The organism is Acinetobacter sp. LipI_23 (genome assembly GCF_058243045.1).
In genome coordinates this window covers 2,989,662-3,014,019 of sequence record NZ_JBZAYJ010000001.1, presented here as the reverse complement: position 1 = coordinate 3,014,019, position 24,358 = coordinate 2,989,662, and the positions used below count along the sequence as shown (strand labels likewise).

Sequence of the window (24,358 nt, the reverse complement as noted above, 5' to 3'; positions counted from 1 at the left end):
TCTCCTAGTTCTTCAGGTCATGTCAATATGATGAAAGGCCAGCCATTTCATGTGAAATACCGTGAAATTATTCGCCGCATGATGTTTCTCATCGGTGCATTATTGGTTTTTCGACTAGGAGCACATATTCCAGTACCAGGCATTAATAATGCCGCACTTGAAAATCTTTTTAATGCAAACCAAGGCACGATCCTTGGTTTGTTTAACATGTTTTCAGGTGGTGCATTAGAGCGTATGTCCATTCTTGCTCTTGGGATTATGCCGTACATTTCTGCATCGATTATCGTGCAGTTAATGTCTACTGTTATTCCTTCGCTGGAAGCTTTAAAGAAAGAAGGCGAACAAGGCAAGCGTAAGATTAATCAATATACGCGACAGGGTACATTGTTCCTTGCACTCGTGCAGGCAATTGGGATGTGTGCTGGTCTGATCAGTCAAGGGATTACCTTAACTGCAGGTCTGGCTTTCTACGTACCAGCTGTAACCTCTTTGGTTGCAGGTACAATGTTCTTGATGTGGTTAGGTGAGCAAATTACCGAACGTGGGGTGGGCAATGGTATTTCCATGATCATCTTCGCCGGTATCGTTGCAGGTTTGCCGAATTTAATTCTGCAATCAATATCATCAGTAGATAATGGTCAAACCAGTCTAATCGGCTTGGTAATTTTTGGCGTGTTGTCACTGGCTGTATTAGCTGCAATTGTGTTTATTGAGAAGGCGCAACGTCGTATTCCAGTAAACTATGCTCAAAAACAACAAGGACGTCGTGTATTTACTGCACAACAGTCGCATTTGCCATTAAAAATTAATATGGCGGGTGTGATCCCAGCGATTTTCGCAAGTTCATTGCTTTTGTTCCCTGCGAGCTTAGGGCAATGGGTGGGTAGTGCAGATCCGAATGCGGGTATTATCAAACGTAGTTTGCAAGATTTGGCATTAGTGCTTTCGCCTGGTCAGCCGTTGTATTTGGTGCTCTTTGGTGCGTTAATTATCTTTTTCTGTTACTTTTATACAGCGCTTGTATTTAGCCCGAAAGAAGTATCGGAAAACTTGAAACGCAGCGGGGCTTATGTACCTGGTATTCGTCCAGGTGAGCAAACTGCTCGTTACTTAGATCATATTCTTAACCGTTTGACATTTATTGGCGCGATTTATATCACCATCATTTGCTTAATGCCGATGATTTTACAAAGCTCATTTGGTATTCCATTCTCTTTAGGTGGAACATCTTTGCTTATTGTTGTGGTGGTAGTGATGGACTTTATGGCTCAGCTACAAGCACATCTCACCTCGCATCAGTACGATAATCAAACGTTAATGAGAAAAACGACTGCTCATCCTAAGGGATAAGCGCACTTGAGGTTTCATCATGAAAGTACAAGCTTCTGTAAAGAAAATTTGTGGTAGCTGTAAAGTTATCCGTCGTAATGGGGTTATTCGCGTAATTTGTAGCGCAGAACCTCGTCATAAGCAGCGTCAAGGTTAATCTGATCAAGACCTGTTGATTTCAGTAGGCTAATTAGGTTATTATCCGCCCCTCAAGATTTTTGTGGGGCGGTTGATTGTCTTAACTGCCTTTTTGGAGAAAATTGAATGGCTCGTATTGCCGGTGTAAACATTCCGGATAACAAGCATGCTGTTATCTCTCTAACGTACATCTTTGGTGTAGGTCGCCACACTGCTAAGAATATCTTGGCTGCTGTTGGTATCGCGCCGACTACAAAGATCCGTGAATTAGATGACGCTCAGCTTGATGCGATTCGTGCAGAAGTTGCTAAGGTTCCGACCGAAGGTGATTTACGTCGCGAAATTTCCATGAACATTAAACGTTTAATGGATTTAGGCTGCTACCGCGGTCTTCGTCATCGTCGCAGCTTGCCTGTCCGTGGACAACGCACCAAAACTAACGCACGTACCCGTAAAGGTCCGCGCAAACCTATTAAGAAATAAGATTTCTGGAAGCTAAAAGATGGCTAAAGATACTCGCACACGCAAGAAGGTCACTCGTACCGTCTCTGAAGGTGTTGCACACATTCACGCTTCTTTTAATAACACCATTGTGACTATTACCGATCGTCAAGGTAATGCACTGGCTTGGGCTACCTCTGGTGGACAAGGCTTCCGTGGATCACGTAAATCAACTCCGTTTGCTGCTCAGGTAGCTGCTGAAGTTGCTGGTAAAGCTGCTTTAGACTACGGTTTGAAAAACTTGGACGTCCTTGTAAAAGGTCCTGGTCCTGGTCGTGAATCTGCGGTTCGTGCTTTAGGTGCAGTGGGTTATAAAATTAACAGCATTACCGATGTGACGCCAATCCCGCACAACGGTTGCCGTCCACCTAAAAAACGTCGCGTGTAAGGAGAAACATTCATGGCTCGTTATATTGGTCCAAAATGCAAACTCTCTCGCCGCGAAGGGACAGACCTGCAATTAAAATCTGGCGTTAAACCATTTGACGTCAAAACTAAAAAAGCTGCTAAAGCTCCTGGCCAACATGGCGGAGCGCGTGGTGGCAAACAATCTGAGTACTCACTACAATTACGTGAAAAACAAAAAGTACGTCGTATGTACGGTGTTTTAGAGCGTCAATTTAGTAATTACTATAAAGAAGCTGCTCGTGTGAAAGGCGCAACTGGTGAAAACTTGTTGAAACTGCTTGAAAGCCGTCTTGATAACGTCGTTTATCGCATGGGTTTTGGTTCTACACGTGCAGAAGCTCGTCAGCTTGTATCTCACCGCTCGATCACTTTGAATGGCCGTCGTGTTAACATCGCGTCTATCCAAGTTAAAGCTGGTGATGTAATTGCTGTGCATGAAGGTGCTAAACAACAATTGCGTATCAAAAACGCAGTTGAATTAGCTGCACAACGTGGTATTCCTTCTTGGATGGAAATTGACCATTCTAAGTTGGAAGGTACGTTTAAAGCTGCACCAGATCGTTCAGATTTACCTGCTGAAATCAACGAAAGCTTGATTGTAGAATTGTATTCTAAATAATCCTTGAGGTAGCAATATGACGCGTACTGCAAATGAGTTTCTAACTCCGCAAGCGATCAAGGTCGAAGCGGTTAGCGGGACCTCGGCAAAAGTTATTCTAGAACCCTTAGAGCGTGGCTTTGGTCATACTCTGGGCAATGCTTTACGTCGCATCCTTCTTTCTTCTTTACCTGGCGCTGCTGTGGTTGAAGTTGAGATTGAAGGTGTCGAGCACGAGTACAGTACTTTGGAAGGCTTGCAGCAGGACATCGTCGAGCTCTTGCTGAACCTAAAAGGATTGTCTATTAAGCTGTTCGATCAAAATGAAGCTTATTTGACATTAGAGAAACAAGGTCCTGGCGACGTAACTGCCGCTGACCTTCGTTTACCTCATAATGTTGAAGTGGTTAACCCTGAACATTTGATCGGTACTTTAAGTGCTTCAGGCTCATTAAAAATGCGCTTGAAAGTTTCTCAAGGTCGTGGTTATGAAACTTCTGACTCGCGTTTCCCAGAAGGCGAAACTCGCCCTGTAGGTCGCTTACAGTTAGATGCTTCTTATAGCCCAATCAAACGTGTGTCTTACACAGTGGAAAACGCTCGTGTAGAACAACGTACAGACCTTGATAAATTGGTCATTGATCTTGAGACCAACGGTACAGTTGATCCTGAAGAAGCGATCCGCAAAGCGGCAACAATCTTGCAACAACAAATTGCAATTTTTGTTGACCTTCAGAAAGATCAAGCTCCTGTTGCTCAAGAACCTCGTGAAGAAGTTGATCCGATTTTGCTTCGTCCAGTAGATGATCTAGAGCTTACTGTTCGTTCTGCTAACTGTTTGAAAGCAGAAAACATTTACTACATTGGTGATCTTGTACAGCGCACTGAGGTTGAGTTACTCAAAACTCCTAACCTTGGTAAAAAATCGCTTACTGAGATCAAAGATGTTCTGGCTTCAAAAGGCTTACAACTCGGCATGCGTTTAGAGAACTGGCCACCAGCTAGTCTCCGTATGGACGATCGTTTCGCCTATCGTAGCCGTTAATTAAGTAGGACTATCACCATGCGTCATCGTAATAGTGGTGTGAAATTAGGCCGTACAAGCAGCCATCGTAAAGCGATGTTTCAAAACATGGCTAACTCTTTGTTTGAGCACGAGTTGATCAAAACAACTGTGCCTAAAGCAAAAGAGTTACGTCGTGTAGCTGAGCCTTTAATCACTTTAGCTAAAAACGATACTGTTGCAAACCGTCGCTTAGCGTTTGCTCGTACTCGTTCAGCAGCAACTGTTGGTAAATTATTTACCGTTCTTGGCCCTCGTTACAAAGAACGTAACGGCGGTTATCTACGTGTTCTTAAAGCGGGCTTCCGTGCAGGTGATGCTGCGCCGATGGCTTACGTTGAACTAGTAGATCGCGAAGTTAAATAATTTCGTAGAACTATTCAGTTGTTCTTAGAAAAAGACCAGTGTTTCACTGGTCTTTTTTTATGGGTTTTTGTTCGACAATCTTTGTATTTTGGCCTGTAGTGACATATTTTACGAAAGATCTGCTTAAACTTGACATTGTGTATTGTCAGTTTTATGGTTTAATAAGAACAGAATATAAGACAGGATAAAAATAACATGGATAAGCACGTCGATCTGCTCATTGTAGGTGCAGGTATTTCAGGCATTGGCCTTGCGGCACATTTAACCAAGCATTGTCCACAACGTTCGTTTGAAATTATTGAACGTCGTGACAGCTTTGGTGGAACATGGGATTTGTTTAAATACCCAGGTATTCGTTCTGATTCAGATATGTCGACCTTTGGTTTTAATTTTAAACCGTGGCAACAAGCCAGCGTTTTGGCAGATGGTTCTTCGATTAAGGGCTATTTAGCGGAAGTCATTGATGAACAGAAACTCAAAGAAAAAATTCATTTTAAACATCGAGTACTTAGCGCCAATTATGATTCTGCTCAGAAAAAGTGGCAGGTCGTGATTGAGAATGCAAAAGGCAAAAAAGAAAACTGGATTGCAAATTTTGTGTTTGGCTGTACAGGCTATTATAACTACGACCAAGGCTACCAACCTGATTTTCCAAATAAAGAAGTATTTAAAGGCGAGTTTGTAAATCCACAGTTTTGGCCTGAAAAATTAGATTATACAGGTAAAAAAGTCGTCATTATTGGTAGTGGTGCGACAGCAATTACACTGGTGCCTGCGATGGCCAAAGGTGGGGCGGCGCATGTCACTATGCTACAACGCTCTCCAACCTATATTGCTTCGGTACCATCGATTGATTTTGTGTATGACAAAATGCGTAAAGTGTTGCCGGAAGATGTGGCTTATAAACTGACTCGTGCACGTAATATTGGGATGCAACGCGGGATTTATGCACTCGCGCAGAAGCAACCGAAGTTGCTACGCCGACTGCTGCTCCAGTCGATTAAGATGCAGCTCAAAGGTAAAGTGGATATGAAACACTTCACCCCAGAATATAATCCTTGGGATCAACGTTTATGTGTGGTGCCAGACGGTGATTTATTTAAAATTCTTCGTTCAGGCCAAGCCAGTGTTGAAACAGATCAGATTGAACGTTTTACTGAAACGGGCCTTCAATTAAAGTCTGGCCAGCATTTAGAGGCAGATATTGTCGTCTCAGCCACAGGTCTAGAAATTCAAATCTTGGGTGGTATACAAGCGACCATTGACGGTAAATCGTTAGATACCTCTAAACATATGTTGTATCAGGGCGTGATGGTCAGTGATGTACCGAATATGGCGATGATTATTGGTTATATTAATGCGTCATGGACCTTGAAAGTGGATATTGCAGCTGAATATATTTGCCGCTTACTCAACTATATGGATCAAAAGCAGTGGGCTGAAGTGATCCCGAAAGGGGATGCGACAGAGCTGATGGATGATACGGTCATGGGCAGTTTAAGCTCGGGTTATATTGCACGTGCTGCAAATGTGATGCCAAAACAGGGTAAACATGCGCCATGGAAAGTCAGCAATAATTATCTTGCGGATCGTAAGACATTGAAAAGTGCTTCTTTTGAGGATGGAGTACTGAAATTTGCTAAACGTGATGCAGCATTGGATCAAAAACCTAAACTGGTGTCTTAGACTGAATGGTTGATTTTAAAAAGGAGCGTAACGCTCCTTTTTTTATGGAAATGACTTTAGGGTGTTCTGTTTTTACTTTCTTAAAAAGTAGGACTGTTGGATGATTTTAAAAACTTAAAAGATAAAGAATAGGGAATATTTTGAATATCTTAGAACAAAGCTACCAAGTCCCATCTGCATCAAATATGATTCATGCCAAAAAATGGCACACTGATGCAGCAGATCATGCTTTAGCCCCGATTATTTTAATGCACGATTCATTAGGTTGTGTGGCTTTGTGGCGGGATTTTCCTGCTCAACTGGCACAAGCGACCGCGCGCGTGGTCTATGCTTATGATCGATTGGGTTTTGGTTTATCCGATGCGAGTAAGCAGCCACTGGCATATAGTTTCGTTATCACTGAAGCAGAACAGACCTTTAAAGCTGTATTGGATTATTTTTCGATCCAGAATTTTGTGATCCTAGGGCATAGCGTGGGTGGGGGGATGTCTGTTGCGATTGCTGCGGCGTATCCAGAGCGTTGCCAAGGATTAATTTCAATCTCTGCACAATATACGGTTGAAGCGCTAACACTGGCGGGTATAAGTGAAGCAAAAGTTGGTTTTCAACAAGCGGGACAAATGGAACGTTTAGAGAAATATCACCCTGAAAAGGCGCAGTGGGTACTTGATGCATGGACTGAAACATGGCTATCGCCCATTTTCCAAGATTGGAATTTGGCCAGTGTGATTAAAGATGTGCGTTGTCCAACCATGGTTATTCATGGTGAACTGGATGAATACGGCAGTACGGCACAACCCCAGCAGATTTTTGAAGGGGTATCTGGGCAGGCTGAACTGCACATATTAGAAGGTTTACATCATATGCCACATAAAGAGCAACCAGAGTTGGTGGTTGCCTTGATTGCGGAGTTTCATCAAGTACATTGTTAAAAGTAAAAGCCCATCTCTAGATGGGCTTTTTGATCTTAGAGTGAACGGGAAATTAACTCTTTCATAATTTCATTGGTTCCTGCATAAATACGATTGGCGCGATTATCTAGATACGCTCGTGCAATCGGGTATTCCAGCATATAGCCATAGCCGCCATGCAGTTGTAGACATTCATCGACAACTTTAGAAAACATCTCGGAAATTTTATATTTGGCAGCCGCTGCGGCATCAATGCCGAGACTCTCTTCCAGTTGCAATTGCATACAACGGTCGAGGTAAGCGCGGCAAAAATCGATTTCTGTACGTAACTCTGCCAGTTTAAAACGGGTATTTTGAAAGCTTGAAACTGTTTTTCCAAAAGCTTTACGCTCTTTGGTGTACTGAACAGTATGCGCCAGTGCTGCTTCAGCACCCGCTTGGCAGATAATGGCCACCAACATGCGCTCCCAAGCCAGTTCTTTCATCAGCATCATAAAGCCCATGCCTTCCATACCGAGTAAATTTTCTTTGGGGACTCGAACATGATCAAAAAATAATTCGCAGGTGTCTTGCCCTTTCATTCCAATTTTATTGAGAGGTTTCCCTTTACTGAACCCCGCACGATCAGCTTCTACAATAATTAATGAGAGATTGGCTGAACCTTTTTCACTGTCGCCCGTCTTACAGACCACAATCGCCATATCGCAGAGATAGCCGTTGGTAATGAAGATTTTGGAACCATTGATAATATAGTCATCCCCGTCTAAAACAGCCGTTGTTCGTACTGCTTGCAAGTCTGAGCCTGTGCCAGGTTCAGTCATCGCAATGGCTGTGACGGTTTCACCCGAAGCCATCCGCGTTAACCAATAGTGTTTTTGTGCTTCACTGCCAAAGTTATTGATATAGTTCGCGACAATGTCAGAGTGTAGTGAAAACCCGGTCGAGGAATCCATGGCATAGGCTTGTTCTTCAATCAAAATCATACTGTACAAACGGTCTACACCTGAGCCACCATAAGCTTCAGGCATGGTGGCACACAGTAGCCCCATGGCACCTGCTTTATTCCATAGCTCACGATCGACATGCTGCTGTTGTTCATATTTTTCAATATTTGGAACAACTTCTTTGGCATAAAACTTTCGCACAGTTTCTCGAAATGCCTCATGTTCAGCATTAAATAAGTTGCGCGGCAGCATATTGTTTAACGGGCGAATTGCGCCTGATTGCATGGAAGCTCATCCTGATGTTGTTATTTTGCTAAGAGAGTAGTGAAAAGCAGGACATGCGACAATGGACTGAATGCTCAAATCTATTTGATTTTTTGATGAGTTTTGCCAGTTGTTAAAATTGCGACATTTAACTAGTGGCGAGGGAGGTGTGATCGGTTAAACTAAGCCGTTTCAATTAATTTGGGGAATGTAATGACTGAAGAAATGAGCTTGGAAGAACGTAAAGTAATCTACCGTGCACGTCGTGGTTTAAAAGAAATTGATGTGTACTTTGACCCTTATGTGAAAAATTATTATCTTCAGGCAGATCCTGCGGAAAAGGCCATGTTTGCGGCCTTGGTTGAACAAGAAGATCCAGATTTGTTGGATTGGTTTATGGAAGTCTCTGAGCCGCCCCGCCCTGAAATGAAAACCTTGATTCAAAAATTAAAGCATTATGTACACGGATAAGTGCAATGGAACATCGTCATTTTCAACTTAAACCCAGCCGTCTGGCTTATGTGTTTCAGTTGTCGATTTATGCCGTTCTGATGCTGGTCTTGTATCAGCTACTTCCTTTAGGAGTGTGGCTGATCACTTTGGTTGCTGGCTTTGTGCTGTATTTGTTTTTTCTACGTGGGCCGCAACATTTTCAGCTTCAGCATTTAGATGGCCGTGATTGGTCTTTGTCACTTCAGAAACAAACCAATGTGCAACGGGTACAGATCAGCCATATTGTTGATCATCGTGCTTATATTGTGATTTATTTTCAACACTTTAGAGCAAAACCGATGTTGGTTTGGTGTGATCAGTTACCCATCACGCAATGGAAAGCCCTGAAAATACTCACTAAAATGCAATAATTGTTGGACAATTTTAATTCGTAATATCCATCTAAACTATTGAAAAATAATAAATATAACCATATCTCATTTTCTGTTGTCTGACATATCTGAAGAAACTGATATGCTTTTTAGGATTGTCAGACAACTTTCCTACAGATTTTTGATCTTAAAATGTACATTCAAATTACCAACAGCAAACAAGGAAAATCGTATGATGATCCCAACTTGGATGTTTCTAGTGGTAGCAATTGTGTTAGCGATTGTTATAGGACGATTAGGAACTGTGCTGAAGGAACGATTTGCACCAAACAAAGCCTAGCTAGGCTTCCCAGTTGATAAGTAGCATGTGCCGAACCGTCGCTATGCTACTTTTTTTTGCCTAAAAAAAAGTTGAGGCGTCATTTTAGTCAATTTTCCGCTTTTTATTTCATGGCAGAGTAGTGGTCTGATTTAGAGTAAATACTCTTTTCTTCGGAAAATGCTTCTGCTATGTTTGTCAGCATGGACACATACAATTATACAAATAGAGGACAGGAAAATGTCGCAAGTCCAAAAAATAGGCCAAGGTGTGGCTGTTGTAGCGCTTACAAGTTTATTATTTTCGGGTTGTTCACAAGTGGTTAAAACAGGTGCCAATGTTGCGCTTGGGTTTAGTGAAAAACATATAGTACCGCCTATTTTAGCCATGGAAGATGCTGAGATGGTGTGTAACTCAGGCAATGCTTTGACTCCAGCGATTATGTCGACCAAAGATATGGGAGCAGATCCAACGCGTGTGGCAGTTTTACTGTATTCAGCATCAGGTATTTGTGCGGAGAATCAGGCGCTTGAGGCAGAGTTACGTTATTTGCGTGCCTCGAAAGCAGGCAATGTTTCTGAAGCACAGGATGCTCGAATTGAACAAAAGCGTTGGGCGGCGACTGCAGCACAACGTCAATATACTGGCTATCAACTTTTTCAAAACCGCTGGGAAAAGAAATATAAGAAACCATTGGGCGAAGGCTGTCCAAAAATGAACAGCGATTTGGATCAAACTGTATATATGCTGGGGATGTTGAGTGGTTTACAAGCCATGACCAATGATATTAACTCAGGTGGTGCAGTCAATGTTCCTAAAGACATTGCGGCTATTGTTGAACGTGGGATGGTGTGTCTAGACAATGAAAAGTTTTGGGGTGCACCGAATGCAACACGTGCGGTGATTTGGACCTTATTGCCAGGTGCGGGTGAAGGTAAACCTGATCCGTATCAGACCTTGAAACAATCGATGCAAATTGGAGAGCAAAAAGGGGTTCGTTTATCTCATGCAATGTATGCTGTAGCGGCTCAAGCCAGTGGTGACGATGCTAAAATTCGTGATGCATTGAAAAGTTATGCGGCCTCTTATAGCGATGAAAAACAGAGCAATCCACAATTTAAACTGATTGATAGTATGGCCTCGAGTATGGTTCAAGGGATTTCGGATCGTTATTGGACTGAACATACTGGGACACGAACTGGGGATGGTGGTATGGCGCACTTCTGGGATGAAAAAGAAGACCGTTCTGAGCTAGATGAGTTGTTTAGTGAAAGTTAACCAATTTTAAACTGAGCCGAAGGGCAGAAAAAATAACAATAAATGAATGAGCAACACGATAAGGACATGTGATGCATGATCAATTTCTGAATCGAAAAATCATTTTGATTGCGTTTGTCGTGTCGATCTCGGCATGCCTACAGATTTTTAAAGATCAATTTATTTATTGGCGAGTGGATATTTTTCCTGAAATTTGGCGCTTGTGGACAGCGCACTGGGTGCATGTGGGATGGATTCATTTTGCACTCAATATGCTGGCTTTTATGTGTTTGCCTTTTATTTTTCCACGGGCCCGTGTTTGGCATTTTGTGGCGTTATTGCTGATTTTACCGCCGCTGATTAGTTTGAGTTTTTATTATTTTTTGGGTGATATTGAAGCCTATGCAGGGTTGTCAGGTGTGCTGCATGGAATGTTCACTGCCATAGCCATTGTCCATTTGCTATACCGTAAAGAACGGATGTTTGCGAGTTTGGTGTTGTTTCTTATTTTAGGCAAATTGATTTGGGAAAATACCTTTGGCGAGAGTGCTACGGCTGAACTGATCGGGAGTCCAGTTTTGGTCGAAGCACATTTGTTGGGCGTGATCTGGGGAATTGTGATTGCAGCTTCGTATTTAATCGGGGTGAATCTATTTGATGAATAGAGGATTGACCTAAATTCTAAAAAGAAAATCTAGATTGTCATATTCAAAAATATAAATTTGATGCAAAGATAAACAAAATAAAAATCTAAAGGCATAGAGAAAGGACAAGCTCGAGCCAACTAAAACGACTGGTTCTACGGTGTATTGCGCTGGACAGAACGGTAATAAAAATAGGAAACAACATGCAAAATCATGGACAGCGCAGATCAGGACTCGATCTGCTGAAGTATATATGGACCGAGTGGATTTCTACTTTTGTCATTCTGATTTTACTGTTACTTACGCTGTTAATTGGTACAGGTGAAATGATTCATGGCCAATTACTGCGTATGGGTGAGCGCTTATATGGCGATCCAGCCACGGGTATGCAGTACTCTTTTTTAAGGGCAGAGCCTGCCAAACCAGAGTGTAATCGTCAGCCGAATGTGGATGCTTTGGTCAAGACTCAAATGCAAGCCAACGCTGCAGATGAGTTCGCAGACTTTTTTGGTACGGCTTCGGAGGCTGATGTGCGTGCGTCCATTTTGGCAGGTGTGCAGCAGTGTGAAGAAAAGTATCAGTTTTATGATAAAGCCATGCAACATATGGAGGCACATCCAAGTATCCGTGCCTATCGTAATTTTGAAACCACTTTTTTTGGTATTTTTAAGTTTGGAACAGAAAATCGCGCCATTCTATTAATTTTTATGGTGGTTTTAGCTGCGATTAGTGCCACCTTAAAAATCCATCATATTGGTTTGCGTGGCCCTGCAACCAAGCTGGATTATCGAGTTTATAGCCTACTGATGACACTGGGTAATGGTTTATTGACTTACTCGAGTATTAGCCAATTTAACTCAGTCAAAGACTCGGGTGTACCGATGAATGGCGAAACCCAGCTGATTTATTGGCTGTGGATGATTCTGTTTTCGGTACTTACCTTGATAAGTGTGTGGCAGCTGTTTAGCCCACCGAAAGAGGCCAAAGCCGGCGGGCGTCTAGGCTTTGCTTTCCTGAGTGTGCCTCTGTATGCCTACATGGCGGTGATTACGGGTGTGGCGTTTATCTTCTTCATGGACTACCCCATGGGGCAAGGGATTTACTTGGGACAGCTGGTTGAATTCTCCAGTATTTTCCTGAATTTAGCCCTATTTATTTGGGCGGGTATGTTGTTGAAACAAACTCGTGTCGTGGATCTGTTCTTAAATATTTTGCGTCCATGGAATTTGGCGCCTGAAACTTTAACTTGGTTGATTTTAATCGCTGCGGCTTTACCGACCGCATATACCGGTGCATCGGGGATCTTTGTGATTGCAGCAGGGGCGATTATTTATAAAGAAGTCTGGAATGCAGGTGGACGTCGTCAGTTTGCTTTGGCTGCAACGGCAATGTCGGGTTCGCTGGGTGTAGTTTTGCGTCCATGCTTATTGATTGTCGTGGTGGCTTCCTTAAACAAAGAAGTCACGACGGACCTGCTTTATCAATATGGTGTTTACACGTTCTTACTGACCTCAACACTGTTTTTAGTAGTTTCACTCTTCTTTGCAGAGAGTAAATTCCGCATCGCGGCACCGAGTTTGGCCGCACCGAAATCAGGGCGCGCATTCCTAGCAGTTGTGCCTTATATCGTGATTTTTGTCCTCACGTGGATGTTCTATAAATTCTTATTAGACACTGACCTAAATGAATTTACTGCACCCGTGATGATGCCTGTGATTTTATTGATGATCGTGTTGTTTGATAAATTACGTCATCAGCCTGCGCCTTTGCCTGCTGTGGGGCATTGGGATGAGACACTCAGCGCAAATTATAACTCGGGTGGTGAGCCTGCTTTAGCGGGTGCACAAGTTGCCCATGCAGAATACCGTGAAGGGCTACATGGCAATGCTGCAGATGATGGACAGGTGGTGAATCATGGGGTGGTTCAATCTAGTTCCATGGATGTATTACGCCAAGTTGGTTTTTGGAAATCGATGCATATCTCGACCAGTGAAACCGTTGGACATATCGGTGCTTTGGTCATTTTAATGGCACTGTCAGTCAGCGTGGGCGGATTGCTTGAACGTACGGAGGTGATGAGTTTCTTCCCAACTGATATTAACAGTACGTTCTTGGTTATTAGTCTGATTTTGGGGTTGATGGTCTTTGTTGGGATGATTATGGATCCGTTTGGCGCCGTGATCTTGATTTCTGCGACAGTTGCGCCTGTGGCCTATCAATATGGTATTCATCCTGTCCATTTTTGGATGATCACCTTGATTGGCTTTGAGTTGGGCTATGTGACACCACCTGTGGCCCTTAATCATCTTTTAGCAAGACAATCCATTGGTGATGCCGAGGTGAATGAGGCCGATGAGGAAGTGCGTCATTTGTCTTTCTATTATCGTTATGAACGTTGGATTTTACCCTTGATCGTGTTGTTCCCAGCGATGCTGATCATTGCTTATGTTCCATACTTCTTTAAGTTATTTGGCTGGTATCACTAAGTTGTGAACTTGAGTTAGACCATAAAAAAAAGCATCTTCGGATGCTTTTTTTATGTTTTGGAGTTATTGGAGATACTTCTGAAGAAAATAGCTTCTTTCTAGGAATTACCCACTCAAATCGTCACTTATATCAAATCAAAGTACAACGATATTGCTAAGCATCCTATCTTAAAAAATCAGCCCGTACTTAGGCTCAATGATAAGAGCCAATCGACAAATAAAGTCCATCTAAAAGATATCCTTGGCATGAGCTAGGGGTTGTGATGTATAGCGACTAGAGACTTTATTAGTGGAGGTAGTTTAAAAGAGATGATGAGTTGTGTAATGGCTTTGCGCTGATTGAATAGGTGGGTGAAGCAGCAGGGCAAAAAAAGACGTTAGCGTATCAGTCGATAGGCTAACGTCTTTAAAATAATAACCGTATTTTACTGAGCAGCCAATTGGGCTTCTAACAGTTTAATTTGTTCTTCTTTGGGCTTCTAACAGTTTAATTTGTTCTTCTTTGAGCTTTACCAGTTCATCGGCATCTTTGTGCTGTGCTTGCAAGCTCTTTTCCTGTTCCTTCAACTGGCTTTGAATATCGTCCAGTTTCGCCACTTCTTCTTTGGCAAGTGAGGCATTTTCAGGTACAGGTGCTTTTAAAATATCTTCTTCGACCAATTTAATGGTGTTGTCAGCCATGGCGGTCGAAGCTGCTTTTTCAGCTTCTGGAAGCGCCTTCACGGTCGGTTGAATCAACTCCGCTTGGTGCATCGGTGTTGCAGACTCTTGTGCAGCAAACAACCATTGATAAAGTGCAAAAATCGCAATGATTGCGACTAAACCTGCTGTAATACCCCAGAGTAATTTAGGGTTGTTGTGTTGTACGGACGACATTCGATTCAACCTTTATTCTTTGGATTGACGTGGTTTAAATTGAATGACCCCAACCTCGTCAGGGATAGCGGGGATCTGAGGCTCGTCTACATGAGTTGGACGATTCTCAGAATAACTACAGTCGATACATTCAATCCATTCATCGTCATTCGAGGTAAGCATAACAACGCGATCCATCGCCTGACATTTAGGACATTTCGCACCTGCAATGAAACGACGTTTAATAGTCATTAGACTTACCTTCTGAACAATTTAGGCGCCTAGTTTACTCACTTTTTTAGCGGTTCGTCCAACCTTGATGACGAAGTAAAGCATCTATTTTTGGCTCGCGCCCACGGAAATTGATAAATGCATCAAGCGCTGTATCTTTTCCGCCAACTGCTAGAATAAACTGACGAAATTCTTTTCCAGTGGCAGTATTAAAAATCCCTTCATTTTCGAAACGATCGAAGGCATCACTGGCCAAAACTTCCGCCCATTTATAAGAATAATAACCTGCTGCATAGCCGCCTGCGAAAATATGGCTGAAGCTATGCTGGAAGCGGTTATAAGGCGTGGTCTCTAAAACAGCATATTGTGCACGGATCTGGTTTAAGGTGGCTTGGATTTGATCCGCTTTCAAAGCAGGAGCTGCTTTATGAATGCTGAGGTCAAACAGGGCAAACTCAATTTGACGTAAACTTTGCATGCCAGATTGGAAGAAACGCGCGTCTAGCAAGGCTTTGAGTAGACTTTCTGGTAAGGTTTCTTGGGTCTCAATATGGGCACTGAGTAGGTCTAAGCTTTCAGTATCCCATGCCCAAAACTCCATGAATTGGCTTGGTAACTCTACCGCATCCCATGCCACGCCGTGTGTCCCCGCAACTGCAATATTGTCGACTTCTGTCAACATATGATGTAAACCATGTCCAAATTCATGGAACAAGGTGACCACTTCATCATGTGTCAGTAGTGCTGCTTGATCCCCCACAGGTGGCGTAAAGTTACACACCATATAGCAAATCGGTTTTTGTAGGCCGTGCGTTGTTTGGGTGCGAGAGCGGAAACCACTCATCCATGCGCCACCACGTTTGCCCTGACGCGCATAGAGGTCAAAGTAGAATCCACCGACCACTGCGCCTTGATCTTCTAGTTCAAAATAACGTGCATCTGAGTGCCAAACGGGGGCTTCACGCTCCACAATTTGAATCCCATAAAGACGATTCACAATGCTAAATAAGCCCTGCAAAATCTTGGGTGCAGGGAAGTAGGGCTTGAGAGCTTCTTGAGATAAATTGAACTGCTGGACTTTCAATTTTTCCGAATAATACGTGCTGTCCCACGGTTTTAAATCCTCAATGCCATCTTCAGCTGCAATAGCTTTCAGCTCCGCCACTTCTTTGAGCGCAGGGGCACGTGAATGTTCAGCTAAATCACGTAAGAACTGATCCACCGTTGCTACATTTGGCGCCATTTTGCTGGCCAATGAAAGCTCGGCGTAGTTATTGAAACCTAACAGTGCAGCCATTTCCTGACGCAGGCTTAAGATTTCTACCATCGCCGCGGTGTTATCAAACTCAGTGTGTTCAGACTGATCAGATGCACGTGTGGTATAGGCACGATACAGTTCTTCGCGTAAAGGACGGTTTTCCGCGTAGGTCATAATTGCCAGATACGATGGGAAGTCTAAAGTGGCAACGGGTTGATCAAGTTCGTGCTGCTGACCATATTGTTTTAACAGCTCAATACTGCTTTGTGGTAAGCCTGCCAGTTCGTGTTCCGCTAAAGGTTTGAAATAGGCTTGTGTTGCATCCAGAACATGGTTGGAAAAGTCGGACGACAGTTGTGATAAACGTGCCGAAATTTCTGCGTAACGTTTTTTGGCTTCACCTTCTAAAGCCACACCCGATAGTTTGAAGTCGCGCAGTGCAAGTTTAATCGCACTTTGTTGGGCTTCGGGGAGGTGATCAAATTGCGCAGCATCATGAATGTGTTGATAGGTTTGATACAGCGCTGTGTGTTGACCTAACTCGGTATAGTATTCACTTAAGCTTGGTAATAGTGACTGGTACACCTCACGAGTTTCAGCATTGTTCATCACTGCATTGAGGTGGGACAGCACACCCCATGCTTCACTCATATTATTTTCTAAATGATCAACTTGTTCTAAGACCGCAAGCTGTGCCTGAATCGATTCAGGGACTTCGCTCAGGTCTTTTAAGAAATGTTGACCCTGTTGAATGGCTTGTTCGATCTGCTGTTGGAGTTGTACTAAGGTGATTTGATCAAACGGTGGAACAGGCAAGGTTGCTTTTTCTAATGTCATGCGTTTAAGCCAAATTAAATGTTCAGTTATCACTAGATGTAAGGGTGATGCCGTGGGAAATCAAGTTTTAATTGGTTTTGATGTTTTGCACCGCTTGAAATTCAGCCCATGAAAGGTAGTGCTGATCAATGCGTGAGGGCTGATAAAGCACTTTGGCAAAGTTACGGGTCATGCATTCAGTTGCTAAGATTTCACCGCTTTTATATTTTTCTTTACGGTGTCGCCAAATTTCGTTTTGTCGGTAGTAATCCGTCCCGATTTTAAGGAAGGCATGCTGTTGTTCAAATACATGATAGACATAGCCTAAATCGGCAGAGCAACGCAGTTCACCTTCTAAACATTTCTCACTAAACCACAGCCGAATTTGAAAACTATGTGGGGTGGGGTTGTAAAATTGATAATCGATATAGTTATAAAAAATTGCAGCGCCACTCCCAAATGGAAGTACACGGCCATGATCTGGGAACGGGTCAAAGGAATGCTGTGAACGTTGTACCACTTGTAGCGGGCTATGTAAGACAAGCCAGTGAATGAGATTGGCAATTTGGCAAATCCCGCCACCAATACCACCGCGTGCTTGACCAAAGCTGAGTTCCATTCCCTCGACATAGCCTTTTTGAGTTGTTGGTTGTCCCACCAACTGACAAAAAGAAAAAGTTTGTTGTGGATGGATTAAAATCCCGGAAATACACGGACTGGCAATTTTAAGATTGATGACTTTATTGTGTTGCCAGTGCTGATTGCTGTCGCCTAATTTACGAATCATAACGGACTGATGCTTTTTGACGCGGAAAGCCAAAGGGACGTCAGAAAATGAATGGGCATAGTCTTTCCCATCTGTTTTCCACTGCCAATAGCGCATCATACGTCGACTACGCGTGGCCATGAAGTAAAGCAGGGGATGATATTGGCTGATGGGTTTGCTTAAAAATAAACGCAAAAAATTCATATTGGCCCTATGAAAAAAGGTGCTAGGGCATGAAGCCCTAGCACCTTTTACATCATTTACTCAGTTTTCGTTTTTGCGTTGGATTTTTTCTTTTTAGGTTTCGACTTTTTCTTCACTTTATCTTTAACCTTTGTTTCAGACTTTGATGAAGATTTTTTACTAGGCTTTTTGCTGTAGGAGCTAGGTTGGGATTTATCTTTTTTGCGTCGTATGGGCTGGTCTCCGCTGTTACTGGGAGAGGCGTTTGTCGACTCGCTGAAGACTTCTTCTTTACTTTCGCTTCGTGCTGTTTTGGCTTTACCAACACGGGGTGCTCGACTACGTATGGGCCGACCACCATGTGAGAGTTGCTGCAATAATTCAAAATCAATTTTGCGGTCTTCTAAATTCACTGCTGCAACTTTGATTTTCACTTCATCGCCCAAGCTAAAGCTTTGACCACGTGCTTGCCCAATCAAGCTCTGACTTGGTTGGTCATAGACAAAGTAATCATCGCCCAGTTGGCTGACATGGATCATGCCGTCAACATATAAGTCTTTGAGTGTCACAAACAGACCAAATTCTGCTACTGCAGAAATGGTGCCGACAAACTCTTCACCCAAATGCTGCTGCATATAATGACATTTCAACCATGTGGTGACAGAGCGAGATGCTTCATCTGCACGACGTTCAGTCGCTGAGAAATGTTGACCAGCATCATCTAGCGCAGCCCCTGAAAGAGGTGCCGGTTTATGTTTTAACTTGGCTTTAATCGCACGGTGTAATAACAAGTCTGGGTAACGACGAATTGGAGAAGTGAAGTGCGTATAGGCTTCATATGCCAAACCAAAGTGACCTGCGTTATTCGCGCCGTAGTAGGCTTGCATCATCGAACGTAACAGCACGGCATGGATACTTGGGGCATCAATACGGTCTTTGGTTGCATCAATCACGGCTTGGTAGTCTTTCTGAGTCGGCTGTTCTGGGAACGGTAGACCGAGCAGTTTGACAAAGTCGCGTACTTTTTGAATACGTGAAAACTCAGGTGGTTCATGAATACGGTATAACATTGGCACATCATGTTGTAGCGCATATTCAGCCGCTGCCACGTTTGCCAACAACATACATTCTTCAATCAGTTTATGCGCATCATTACGCGTACGCGGTAAAATTTCCTTAATGCCGCCCAGCTCATCAAATGTCATGTAAGTTTCAACGGTTTCAAATTCCATGGCATGACGTTCAGCACGTAAACCTTTGAGGACTTGATAGAGTTGGAACAGGGTGTTCAAGGATTTGCGAACATCACGGTCTTCTGGGATGGCACTGCTGTCACCTTCAAAGTATTGAGCAACGTTGGTATAGGTTAAACGTGCCTTTGAATGCATGACTGATGGATAGAACTCAAACTTGGTGACCCGACCAGCACGTGACAGGTTTAAATCACAGACCATACACAGACGGTCCACATGCGGATTGAGTGAACATAAGCCATTCGAAAGAGCTTCAGGCAACATCGGTAAAACAAAGTGCGGGAAATACACCGATGTACCCCGTTCTTGAGCTTCATCATCCAGTGGTTTGCCAGAACGGACATAGTGACTGACATCCGCAATCGCCACCACCACACGGTAACCACCACCTGGACGTTTTTCTGCATAGACCGCATCATCGAAGTCGCGTGCATCTTCACCATCAATAGTGACTAAGGCTAAATCGCGTAGGTCAATACGACCTTCACGGTCTTGCGCTGAAGGCTCTTTAAAGCTTTCTGCTTCTTTAATAACTTCTTCTGGGAACTCATATGGCAAACCAAACTCTAAAATGGTTTGCGGAATAATAATTTCAGTGTCGGCCTTGTCTGCCATCGATTGCACAATATGACCTGTCGCCAACTCATCTTTGGTTGGGTAGTCATCAATTGCGACACGAACCGAATCGCCCACTTTGACTTGTGCGTGTTCGATTAATTCTTTTTCTAAAGTAATCGGTTGGTGCGCATTCGGATTTGCTGGCTGAATAAAGTATTCACCATCATGTATTGATACTTTACCAATAATTTGCTTCACACGGTGTTGCACTACCTCAGTAATAAAGCCCCAAGCTTTACCTTTGCGGTCTACTGAGGTTTGACGCACTTTAACACGGTCACCATTAAACACTTGGCGCAGTTCGCGTTCAGGTAGAAGTAAGTCTTCATGCCCTGCAATATTCGCCGTGCCAAAGCCTTTACTGTTGATGTAAACCGTTGCTTCATGTTCAGGTTGCTCTTCGGCAATTTGAAACTTGAAGCCATCTTTCATCAGTTGACCATCACGAACCATCGCAATTAAGCGATGGCTGAGTGCTTCAATGCTTTTTTGATCTGCAATTTCAAAAATTTCGACCAAGTCCGCATGCGATAAAGCCGTCTTTTTTTCTTCGATGGTTTCTAAAATGAGCGTGCGGCTCGGAATAGGGTTGTCATAACGTTCAGCTTCAGCTTTTGCTTCAGGATCGACCCAATTTTTCATAATGTCTTTGGCTGTATGTCAGTAGATAGGATTAGCATAAGTCATGCGAAGACAGACTGCACGCAAATGATTGCAATATTGTGTTTTATGTCGGCAATTTAGAATATCTGCTGTTTTATTCAACATGCAGATGTAGGGAAAAGAATAAATTCGGCTGAATCCGCTCTAAATTGTTTAAAAAGTATTTAATTGAACGAAAATATGCAAAAAATTGAGTGTCTGTGCTTGCAGTGCTAGCATGAAGTTTGTATTATGGCCGCACGTTACGGTGAGATGGGTGAGTGGCTGAAACCACATCCCTGCTAAGGATGCGTACGGGTAACTGTACCGAGGGTTCGAATCCCTCTCTCACCGCCAACTTTACTTATGTCGCGCTCATAGCTCAGCTGGATAGAGCACTTGGCTACGAACTAAGGGGTCGGGAGTTCGAATCTCTCTGAGCGCACCAATAAGTAAACTGTATGTAACGTATCGCCTGAATTGGCACACAAGTAATGCGCTCATAGCTCAGCTGGATAGAGCACTTGGCTACGAACTAAGGGGTCGGGAGTTCGAATCTCTCTGAGCGCACCAACTTGAACAATCAACCGCACATGTTGCGGTTTTTTTGTGTCTGATCATTTTATATTTGAAAAATATTAATTTCTCAAGAATGTAATTAATGTGATTGCAATTAAATAGCAGTAACACATACAGATTGCGAGAATAATAGTTTTATTGATCTTTTTTTGCATTTTAATATTTTGAGGAATGCTATCGGAAATCTGAAAAGATGCCAGGGATCCGAAGAATAAATAACTTATAAATATGAGTATGAGTGAAATCCATAAACTATTTTTTTTATTAGAAATAGAGTTTTGATCATCTGGAGAAGTAGTTAAATAATTAAATGTTTGTTGGCGATTATTTTGATCTATGAAAACGATGTCTTTTAAATGTAGTGAAGTATATCGCCCTGTCCGTTTATGTATTTGAGCATAAAAAAGTACACTTTCAACTTTTATTTCAGATGAATAAACTAATTTACAGATATTTTTTAGTTTGTTAGTGCAAAGTTGAGAATAAAATACGTCACCATTTTGGCTTATATATAGGCTTTGACTATTATCTCGAAATTTTGACACGGTAAAAAAATAGTTTGACGTCATATGCCTTTCAAATACGTGCCATTCGCTTGAGTGTAAGCTTTCAATATATCGAACTTGATTTTTTATTGTTTTAATAGAATAGCCAATGACGATGAGCAGGATAAGTATAGATGCTATTGCTGGTCCAATTTTACTCATGTTTAAAGTTGATTGATCTGCTTGATTTGGCATTTGTATCTTAAATTAATTTTATGTCATTCTTCTATTTGATTATAAAGAATCTCATACTAGTTGTGGTTGCTGTTTGTGAATTGGCACTAATTTTTAATGTATTGAGTGAATGTTGTAATTATTTATATATTTTTTAGCGACTTAATCTGATTTATGTACGATTAATAAACATTTGATAGTTTGTTACTACAAAATGACTTATCAAAATGAAATAAACCATATACAATGCACCCCATCAAGACGTCGCGCTCATAGCTCAGCTGGATAGAGCACTTGGCTACGAACTAAGGGGTCGGGAGTTCGAATCTCTCTGAGCGCACCAACTTGATCAATATTGAAAAAACCGCACATGTTGCGGTTTTTTTGTGCCTGCACTTTCTGTTCAGTAGAAATCCATAGCAGGGATGGATTTTTTGCCGTAGTTATTCAGTTGTTTCTTACATCTTAGTTTTAAGATGTGGCTGTGATATCGGTATGGCCTCGGCTTGAGTAAATCGCCGCTAATCAACATCGATCTGCTAAAGTCCTAAAAAAATGACTGATTGTGTTGTAGTATTGAGCACAATATTTTTAGCATATTTGATATGACCTTATGTCAGAGAACAAGCCTGCATTATCGACACGTTATTTCCTCACTTTAGAAGAATCCCAAGATGGTTTTGCCTTGGCAACCTTTGGTAAAAAGCAAATGACGCGTTTTATCACGCCGTTGATTAGTGTCGGGATTATTGTGTGGGGCTTTATGCTCGGCTTTTCAGGTGTTGGTCGCTACTATGTGGCGTTGGGTATATTTTTCTTAGTTTTACAAATTCTCATGCGCTATTGGTTTCTGCCGATGATGTTTAAGCGCCAATTTGTGAAATATCAATTTGGTAAAAGTGAGCAAGGCATCGATTTATACCAAGATTATGCGGAAATTTATGCCAATGGCCGCAAGCAAGTGGTCCATTATAATGAAGTGCAAAAGTTTGCCAGTGGCAAGTTGACCTATATGCTTGAGCTGAAAAACCGTACTGTGGTGATTGTACCTAAGCGTGCGTTGGCCGATAGTGCGGATCAAGCAAAATTTGAAAACACTTTCAAAAAATAAGCATTTTGTTCCATAACACCATCAAAAAATCAGAGGAAGATCATGAGTACACGTCCATCTAAAATTGTCTGTGTCGGTCGTAGTTATGCAGACCATGCCAAAGAATTAGGCAATGCGATTCCTGATCGTCCGGTTTTATTTATCAAGCCACCGAGCAGTTTGCTCAGTTTAGATGAGGGCATCTCTTGGAATCCTGCATGGGGCAGCTGCCATTATGAGTGTGAACTGGTTTTACGCATTGACCATCGCCTAAGTAAAGCAGTCGATCCAGCTCAAGCCCTGCAAGCAGTGGGAGCTGTGACTTTAGGTTTGGACTTAACCTTGCGTGACTTACAAGATGATCTGAAAATCAAAGGTCAGCCTTGGGAGCGTGCCAAAGCCTTTGATGGTTCGTGTGTGTTGGCAGACTGGGTTGCTGTTTCCGATGTGGTACAGGACTGGGATGATGTGCACTACAGTTTTCATGTCAATGATGAGCTGCGCCAAGCGGGCAACACTGCACACTTAATTTTTGACATTGGCACCTTGTTGGCCGACATTAGCCAAGTCTTCACTTTGGAAGCGGGCGATGTAGTCATGACAGGTACACCTGCTGGGGTTGCTGCACTACAGGCGGGTGAGCAGTTGAAAATGACTCTAAAAGGCAAAAACCAAGACTATTCTTGGAATACCTTTGTTAAAGCTTAATTTACAGGCTTTCAAACCCCATCATTCAAAAAGATCACTTCGGTGATCTTTTTTTTAGCGTTATTGGTGGCTATGGTACAGTTTGCGGAACTGATCGGGGGTATACACCATCCAGCGTTTAAACATATTAATAAAGGCCGATGCATTGGCATAGCCCAAATCCAGCGCGATACTTTCGACTTTTTTTCCTTCTGTCAGCATGCTCATGGCTTTCATGACTTTTAAACGCTGTCGCCATTCATTCAAGGACATGCCAAGTTCTTTTTGACTATAACGTGCCAGTGTGCGTTCAGTCATATTGTGCTGTACTGCCAGTTGTTGCAAAGAACTGTTGTCCGCAGGGTGCAGATGTAAAAAATCTAAAATGCTTTTCAGGGTAGGGTGTTCAGAGTGCGGTAAATAGCTGCTGACCAATTCTGCATGATGTAATTGGTCAAGCAAGACATAGAGTAAGCGCATGTGCTCAGGTGAATCATCTGGCAGACTATGTTGTCTCAAATGTTTGAATAGTGCCGAGACCAAAGGTGAGCTGAGCATAATACCCGCTTGTTGAGGCAGATGAGTGCATAAGCTTTCATGGATATACAAGGTGCCATGCGAAACATCGGTACGATTTAAGCTGCTATGGGCTACATTGGGTGGAAGCCAAATACCATAAGGTGGCGGGGTAAGGTAGTCAATCTGGTTGATATTCACTTCCATCACACCATTAAAGGCGTATACAAATTCGCCCCATGCATGTCCATGCACAGGATAAACCGACTGCGCGGGGTCTTCGCGAAAGCTGATCCACAATAATTTATCAATATGATCATTGGTCGGTAATTGTTTGAGTGGCACGCTCTTTTTTTGTTGTCGTTGGGGCATGGCTGAAATTGCCTGAATAAGAAGATCTCTTGTCT

At 42.7% G+C, this 24,358-nt stretch carries 23 protein-coding genes, 4 tRNA genes and 2 pseudogenes; 21 read left to right on the top strand and 8 right to left on the bottom strand.

Annotated elements, in window-relative coordinates:
* The first annotated feature begins 30 nt into the window (after positions 1–30).
* From secY to AC4CVD_RS14810, 9 genes are all read left to right on the top strand, one after another.
* Positions 31–1,350 (top strand): preprotein translocase subunit SecY, encoded by a 1,320-nt coding sequence (gene secY, locus AC4CVD_RS14850; protein ID WP_171054269.1) that lies wholly within the window; start codon positions 31–33, stop codon positions 1,348–1,350.
* Positions 1,351–1,369: 19 nt separating this feature from the next.
* Positions 1,370–1,486 (top strand): 50S ribosomal protein L36, encoded by a 117-nt coding sequence (rpmJ, locus tag AC4CVD_RS14845; protein WP_000867907.1) that lies wholly within the window; start codon positions 1,370–1,372, stop codon positions 1,484–1,486.
* A gap of 107 nt (positions 1,487–1,593) precedes the next feature.
* Positions 1,594–1,950, top strand: a complete 357-nt coding sequence (gene rpsM, locus AC4CVD_RS14840; RefSeq protein ID WP_004691296.1) for a 30S ribosomal protein S13 — start codon at positions 1,594–1,596, stop codon at positions 1,948–1,950.
* Between the two features lie 19 nt (positions 1,951–1,969).
* Positions 1,970–2,356, top strand: a complete 387-nt coding sequence (gene rpsK, locus AC4CVD_RS14835) for a 30S ribosomal protein S11 (protein ID WP_001040166.1) — start codon at positions 1,970–1,972, stop codon at positions 2,354–2,356.
* A gap of 12 nt (positions 2,357–2,368) precedes the next feature.
* On the top strand, positions 2,369–2,995 hold the full coding sequence (rpsD, locus tag AC4CVD_RS14830; protein ID WP_004691294.1) for a 30S ribosomal protein S4: 627 nt from the start codon (positions 2,369–2,371) through the stop codon (positions 2,993–2,995).
* A 16-nt stretch (positions 2,996–3,011) separates the two neighbouring features.
* Positions 3,012–4,019, top strand: a complete 1,008-nt coding sequence (locus AC4CVD_RS14825) for a DNA-directed RNA polymerase subunit alpha (protein WP_004691292.1) — start codon at positions 3,012–3,014, stop codon at positions 4,017–4,019.
* Positions 4,020–4,037: 18 nt separating this feature from the next.
* The gene (rplQ, locus tag AC4CVD_RS14820) at positions 4,038–4,403 is read left to right on the top strand and encodes a 50S ribosomal protein L17 (protein WP_004691290.1); all 366 of its coding nucleotides are present in this window, start codon (positions 4,038–4,040) and stop codon (positions 4,401–4,403) included.
* A 195-nt stretch (positions 4,404–4,598) separates the two neighbouring features.
* Complete coding sequence (locus tag AC4CVD_RS14815) at positions 4,599–6,089, top strand: flavin-containing monooxygenase (RefSeq protein WP_490753378.1); 1,491 nt, start codon at positions 4,599–4,601, stop codon at positions 6,087–6,089.
* Between the two features lie 140 nt (positions 6,090–6,229).
* Positions 6,230–7,021 (top strand): alpha/beta fold hydrolase, encoded by a 792-nt coding sequence (locus AC4CVD_RS14810; protein ID WP_490753377.1) that lies wholly within the window; start codon positions 6,230–6,232, stop codon positions 7,019–7,021.
* Between the two features lie 35 nt (positions 7,022–7,056).
* Here AC4CVD_RS14810 and AC4CVD_RS14805 read toward each other — a convergent pair whose 3' ends face one another.
* On the bottom strand, positions 7,057–8,229 hold the full coding sequence (locus AC4CVD_RS14805) for an acyl-CoA dehydrogenase family protein (protein WP_490753376.1): 1,173 nt from the start codon (positions 8,227–8,229) through the stop codon (positions 7,057–7,059).
* A 192-nt stretch (positions 8,230–8,421) separates the two neighbouring features.
* On the opposite strand from AC4CVD_RS14805, the gene AC4CVD_RS14800 reads away from it, so the two are divergent.
* The 6 genes and pseudogenes from AC4CVD_RS14800 to AC4CVD_RS14775 form a co-directional block, all read left to right on the top strand.
* Complete coding sequence (locus tag AC4CVD_RS14800; protein ID WP_004977895.1) at positions 8,422–8,679, top strand: FAD assembly factor SdhE; 258 nt, start codon at positions 8,422–8,424, stop codon at positions 8,677–8,679.
* 5 nt (positions 8,680–8,684) lie between these two features.
* On the top strand, positions 8,685–9,071 hold the full coding sequence (locus AC4CVD_RS14795) for a protein YgfX (RefSeq protein WP_490753375.1): 387 nt from the start codon (positions 8,685–8,687) through the stop codon (positions 9,069–9,071).
* Positions 9,072–9,591: 520 nt separating this feature from the next.
* Positions 9,592–10,629 (top strand): hypothetical protein, encoded by a 1,038-nt coding sequence (locus AC4CVD_RS14790; protein WP_094148505.1) that lies wholly within the window; start codon positions 9,592–9,594, stop codon positions 10,627–10,629.
* Positions 10,630–10,700: 71 nt separating this feature from the next.
* Complete coding sequence (rrtA, locus tag AC4CVD_RS14785) at positions 10,701–11,273, top strand: rhombosortase (protein WP_317112542.1); 573 nt, start codon at positions 10,701–10,703, stop codon at positions 11,271–11,273.
* A gap of 182 nt (positions 11,274–11,455) precedes the next feature.
* A pseudogene (locus AC4CVD_RS14780) lies at positions 11,456–13,058 on the top strand (TRAP transporter large permease subunit); the annotation flags it as partial.
* A gap of 140 nt (positions 13,059–13,198) precedes the next feature.
* A pseudogene (locus AC4CVD_RS14775) lies at positions 13,199–13,738 on the top strand (TRAP transporter large permease subunit); the annotation flags it as partial.
* A 456-nt stretch (positions 13,739–14,194) separates the two neighbouring features.
* Here the strand turns inward: AC4CVD_RS14775 and AC4CVD_RS14770 are convergent.
* The 5 genes from AC4CVD_RS14770 to rnr are packed head-to-tail and all read right to left on the bottom strand — an operon-like array spanning position 14,195 to position 20,363.
* Positions 14,195–14,614 carry a hypothetical protein gene (locus tag AC4CVD_RS14770; RefSeq protein WP_270428927.1) on the bottom strand — a complete coding sequence of 140 codons (420 nt, stop codon included), beginning with the start codon at positions 14,612–14,614 and terminating at the stop codon, positions 14,195–14,197.
* A 12-nt stretch (positions 14,615–14,626) separates the two neighbouring features.
* A complete protein-coding gene (locus AC4CVD_RS14765) occupies positions 14,627–14,839 on the bottom strand; it encodes a YheV family putative zinc ribbon protein (RefSeq protein WP_171262515.1) in 213 nt (70 codons plus the stop codon).
* 52 nt (positions 14,840–14,891) lie between these two features.
* Positions 14,892–16,934, bottom strand: a complete 2,043-nt coding sequence (locus AC4CVD_RS14760; RefSeq protein ID WP_490753531.1) for a M3 family metallopeptidase — start codon at positions 16,932–16,934, stop codon at positions 14,892–14,894.
* A gap of 52 nt (positions 16,935–16,986) precedes the next feature.
* The gene (locus AC4CVD_RS14755) at positions 16,987–17,868 is read right to left on the bottom strand and encodes a VanW family protein (protein WP_490753374.1); all 882 of its coding nucleotides are present in this window, start codon (positions 17,866–17,868) and stop codon (positions 16,987–16,989) included.
* A 56-nt stretch (positions 17,869–17,924) separates the two neighbouring features.
* Positions 17,925–20,363: a ribonuclease R gene (gene rnr, locus AC4CVD_RS14750; protein WP_193791714.1), complete on the bottom strand. Its 2,439-nt coding sequence runs from the start codon at positions 20,361–20,363 to the stop codon at positions 17,925–17,927.
* Positions 20,364–20,627: 264 nt separating this feature from the next.
* Here rnr and AC4CVD_RS14745 point away from each other — a divergent pair.
* The 3 genes from AC4CVD_RS14745 (at position 20,628) to AC4CVD_RS14735 (ending at position 20,933) form a co-directional block, all read left to right on the top strand.
* Positions 20,628–20,717: transfer RNA gene (locus tag AC4CVD_RS14745), tRNA-Ser, on the top strand.
* A 14-nt stretch (positions 20,718–20,731) separates the two neighbouring features.
* Positions 20,732–20,808 (top strand) — tRNA-Arg (locus AC4CVD_RS14740).
* A 48-nt stretch (positions 20,809–20,856) separates the two neighbouring features.
* Positions 20,857–20,933: transfer RNA gene (locus tag AC4CVD_RS14735), tRNA-Arg, on the top strand.
* Positions 20,934–20,998: 65 nt separating this feature from the next.
* On the opposite strand, the gene AC4CVD_RS14730 is transcribed toward AC4CVD_RS14735, so the two are convergent.
* Positions 20,999–21,679, bottom strand: coding sequence for a hypothetical protein (locus AC4CVD_RS14730; RefSeq protein WP_490753373.1), 681 nt, complete (start codon positions 21,677–21,679; stop codon positions 20,999–21,001).
* Between the two features lie 245 nt (positions 21,680–21,924).
* Between AC4CVD_RS14730 and AC4CVD_RS14725 the strand changes: the two genes are divergently transcribed.
* The 3 genes from AC4CVD_RS14725 to AC4CVD_RS14715 all read left to right on the top strand — a co-directional run bounded on the left by AC4CVD_RS14725 (position 21,925) and on the right by AC4CVD_RS14715 (position 23,456).
* A tRNA-Arg gene (locus AC4CVD_RS14725) sits at positions 21,925–22,001 on the top strand.
* A gap of 270 nt (positions 22,002–22,271) precedes the next feature.
* Positions 22,272–22,769, top strand: coding sequence for a YcxB family protein (locus AC4CVD_RS14720; RefSeq protein ID WP_004691260.1), 498 nt, complete (start codon positions 22,272–22,274; stop codon positions 22,767–22,769).
* 42 nt (positions 22,770–22,811) lie between these two features.
* Positions 22,812–23,456, top strand: coding sequence for a fumarylacetoacetate hydrolase family protein (locus tag AC4CVD_RS14715; RefSeq protein ID WP_242759675.1), 645 nt, complete (start codon positions 22,812–22,814; stop codon positions 23,454–23,456).
* Positions 23,457–23,516: 60 nt separating this feature from the next.
* On the opposite strand, the gene AC4CVD_RS14710 is transcribed toward AC4CVD_RS14715, so the two are convergent.
* Positions 23,517–24,323, bottom strand: a complete 807-nt coding sequence (locus tag AC4CVD_RS14710) for an AraC family transcriptional regulator (protein ID WP_419284096.1) — start codon at positions 24,321–24,323, stop codon at positions 23,517–23,519.
* Positions 24,324–24,358: the final 35 nt, after the last annotated feature.

Excerpts from the sequence above, each read along its gene's own strand:
- secY (WP_171054269.1), top strand. The coding sequence starts at position 31 with ATGAAAGGCCAGCCATTTCATGTGAAATACCGTGAAATTATTCGCCGC.
- rpmJ (WP_000867907.1), top strand. The coding sequence starts at position 1,370 with ATGAAAGTACAAGCTTCTGTAAAGAAAATTTGTGGTAGCTGTAAAGTT.
- rpsM (WP_004691296.1), top strand. The coding sequence starts at position 1,594 with ATGGCTCGTATTGCCGGTGTAAACATTCCGGATAACAAGCATGCTGTT.
- rpsK (WP_001040166.1), top strand. The coding sequence starts at position 1,970 with ATGGCTAAAGATACTCGCACACGCAAGAAGGTCACTCGTACCGTCTCT.
- rpsD (WP_004691294.1), top strand. The coding sequence starts at position 2,369 with ATGGCTCGTTATATTGGTCCAAAATGCAAACTCTCTCGCCGCGAAGGG.
- AC4CVD_RS14825 (WP_004691292.1), top strand. The coding sequence starts at position 3,012 with ATGACGCGTACTGCAAATGAGTTTCTAACTCCGCAAGCGATCAAGGTC.
- rplQ (WP_004691290.1), top strand. The coding sequence starts at position 4,038 with ATGCGTCATCGTAATAGTGGTGTGAAATTAGGCCGTACAAGCAGCCAT.
- AC4CVD_RS14815 (WP_490753378.1), top strand. The coding sequence starts at position 4,599 with ATGGATAAGCACGTCGATCTGCTCATTGTAGGTGCAGGTATTTCAGGC.
- AC4CVD_RS14805 (WP_490753376.1), bottom strand. The coding sequence starts at position 8,229 with ATGCAATCAGGCGCAATTCGCCCGTTAAACAATATGCTGCCGCGCAAC.
- AC4CVD_RS14800 (WP_004977895.1), top strand. The coding sequence starts at position 8,422 with ATGACTGAAGAAATGAGCTTGGAAGAACGTAAAGTAATCTACCGTGCA.
- AC4CVD_RS14795 (WP_490753375.1), top strand. The coding sequence starts at position 8,685 with ATGGAACATCGTCATTTTCAACTTAAACCCAGCCGTCTGGCTTATGTG.
- AC4CVD_RS14790 (WP_094148505.1), top strand. The coding sequence starts at position 9,592 with ATGTCGCAAGTCCAAAAAATAGGCCAAGGTGTGGCTGTTGTAGCGCTT.
- rrtA (WP_317112542.1), top strand. The coding sequence starts at position 10,701 with ATGCATGATCAATTTCTGAATCGAAAAATCATTTTGATTGCGTTTGTC.
- AC4CVD_RS14770 (WP_270428927.1), bottom strand. The coding sequence starts at position 14,614 with ATGTCGTCCGTACAACACAACAACCCTAAATTACTCTGGGGTATTACA.
- AC4CVD_RS14755 (WP_490753374.1), bottom strand. The coding sequence starts at position 17,868 with ATGAATTTTTTGCGTTTATTTTTAAGCAAACCCATCAGCCAATATCAT.
- AC4CVD_RS14730 (WP_490753373.1), bottom strand. The coding sequence starts at position 21,679 with ATGCCAAATCAAGCAGATCAATCAACTTTAAACATGAGTAAAATTGGA.
- AC4CVD_RS14720 (WP_004691260.1), top strand. The coding sequence starts at position 22,272 with ATGTCAGAGAACAAGCCTGCATTATCGACACGTTATTTCCTCACTTTA.
- AC4CVD_RS14715 (WP_242759675.1), top strand. The coding sequence starts at position 22,812 with ATGAGTACACGTCCATCTAAAATTGTCTGTGTCGGTCGTAGTTATGCA.
- AC4CVD_RS14710 (WP_419284096.1), bottom strand. The coding sequence starts at position 24,323 with ATGCCCCAACGACAACAAAAAAAGAGCGTGCCACTCAAACAATTACCG.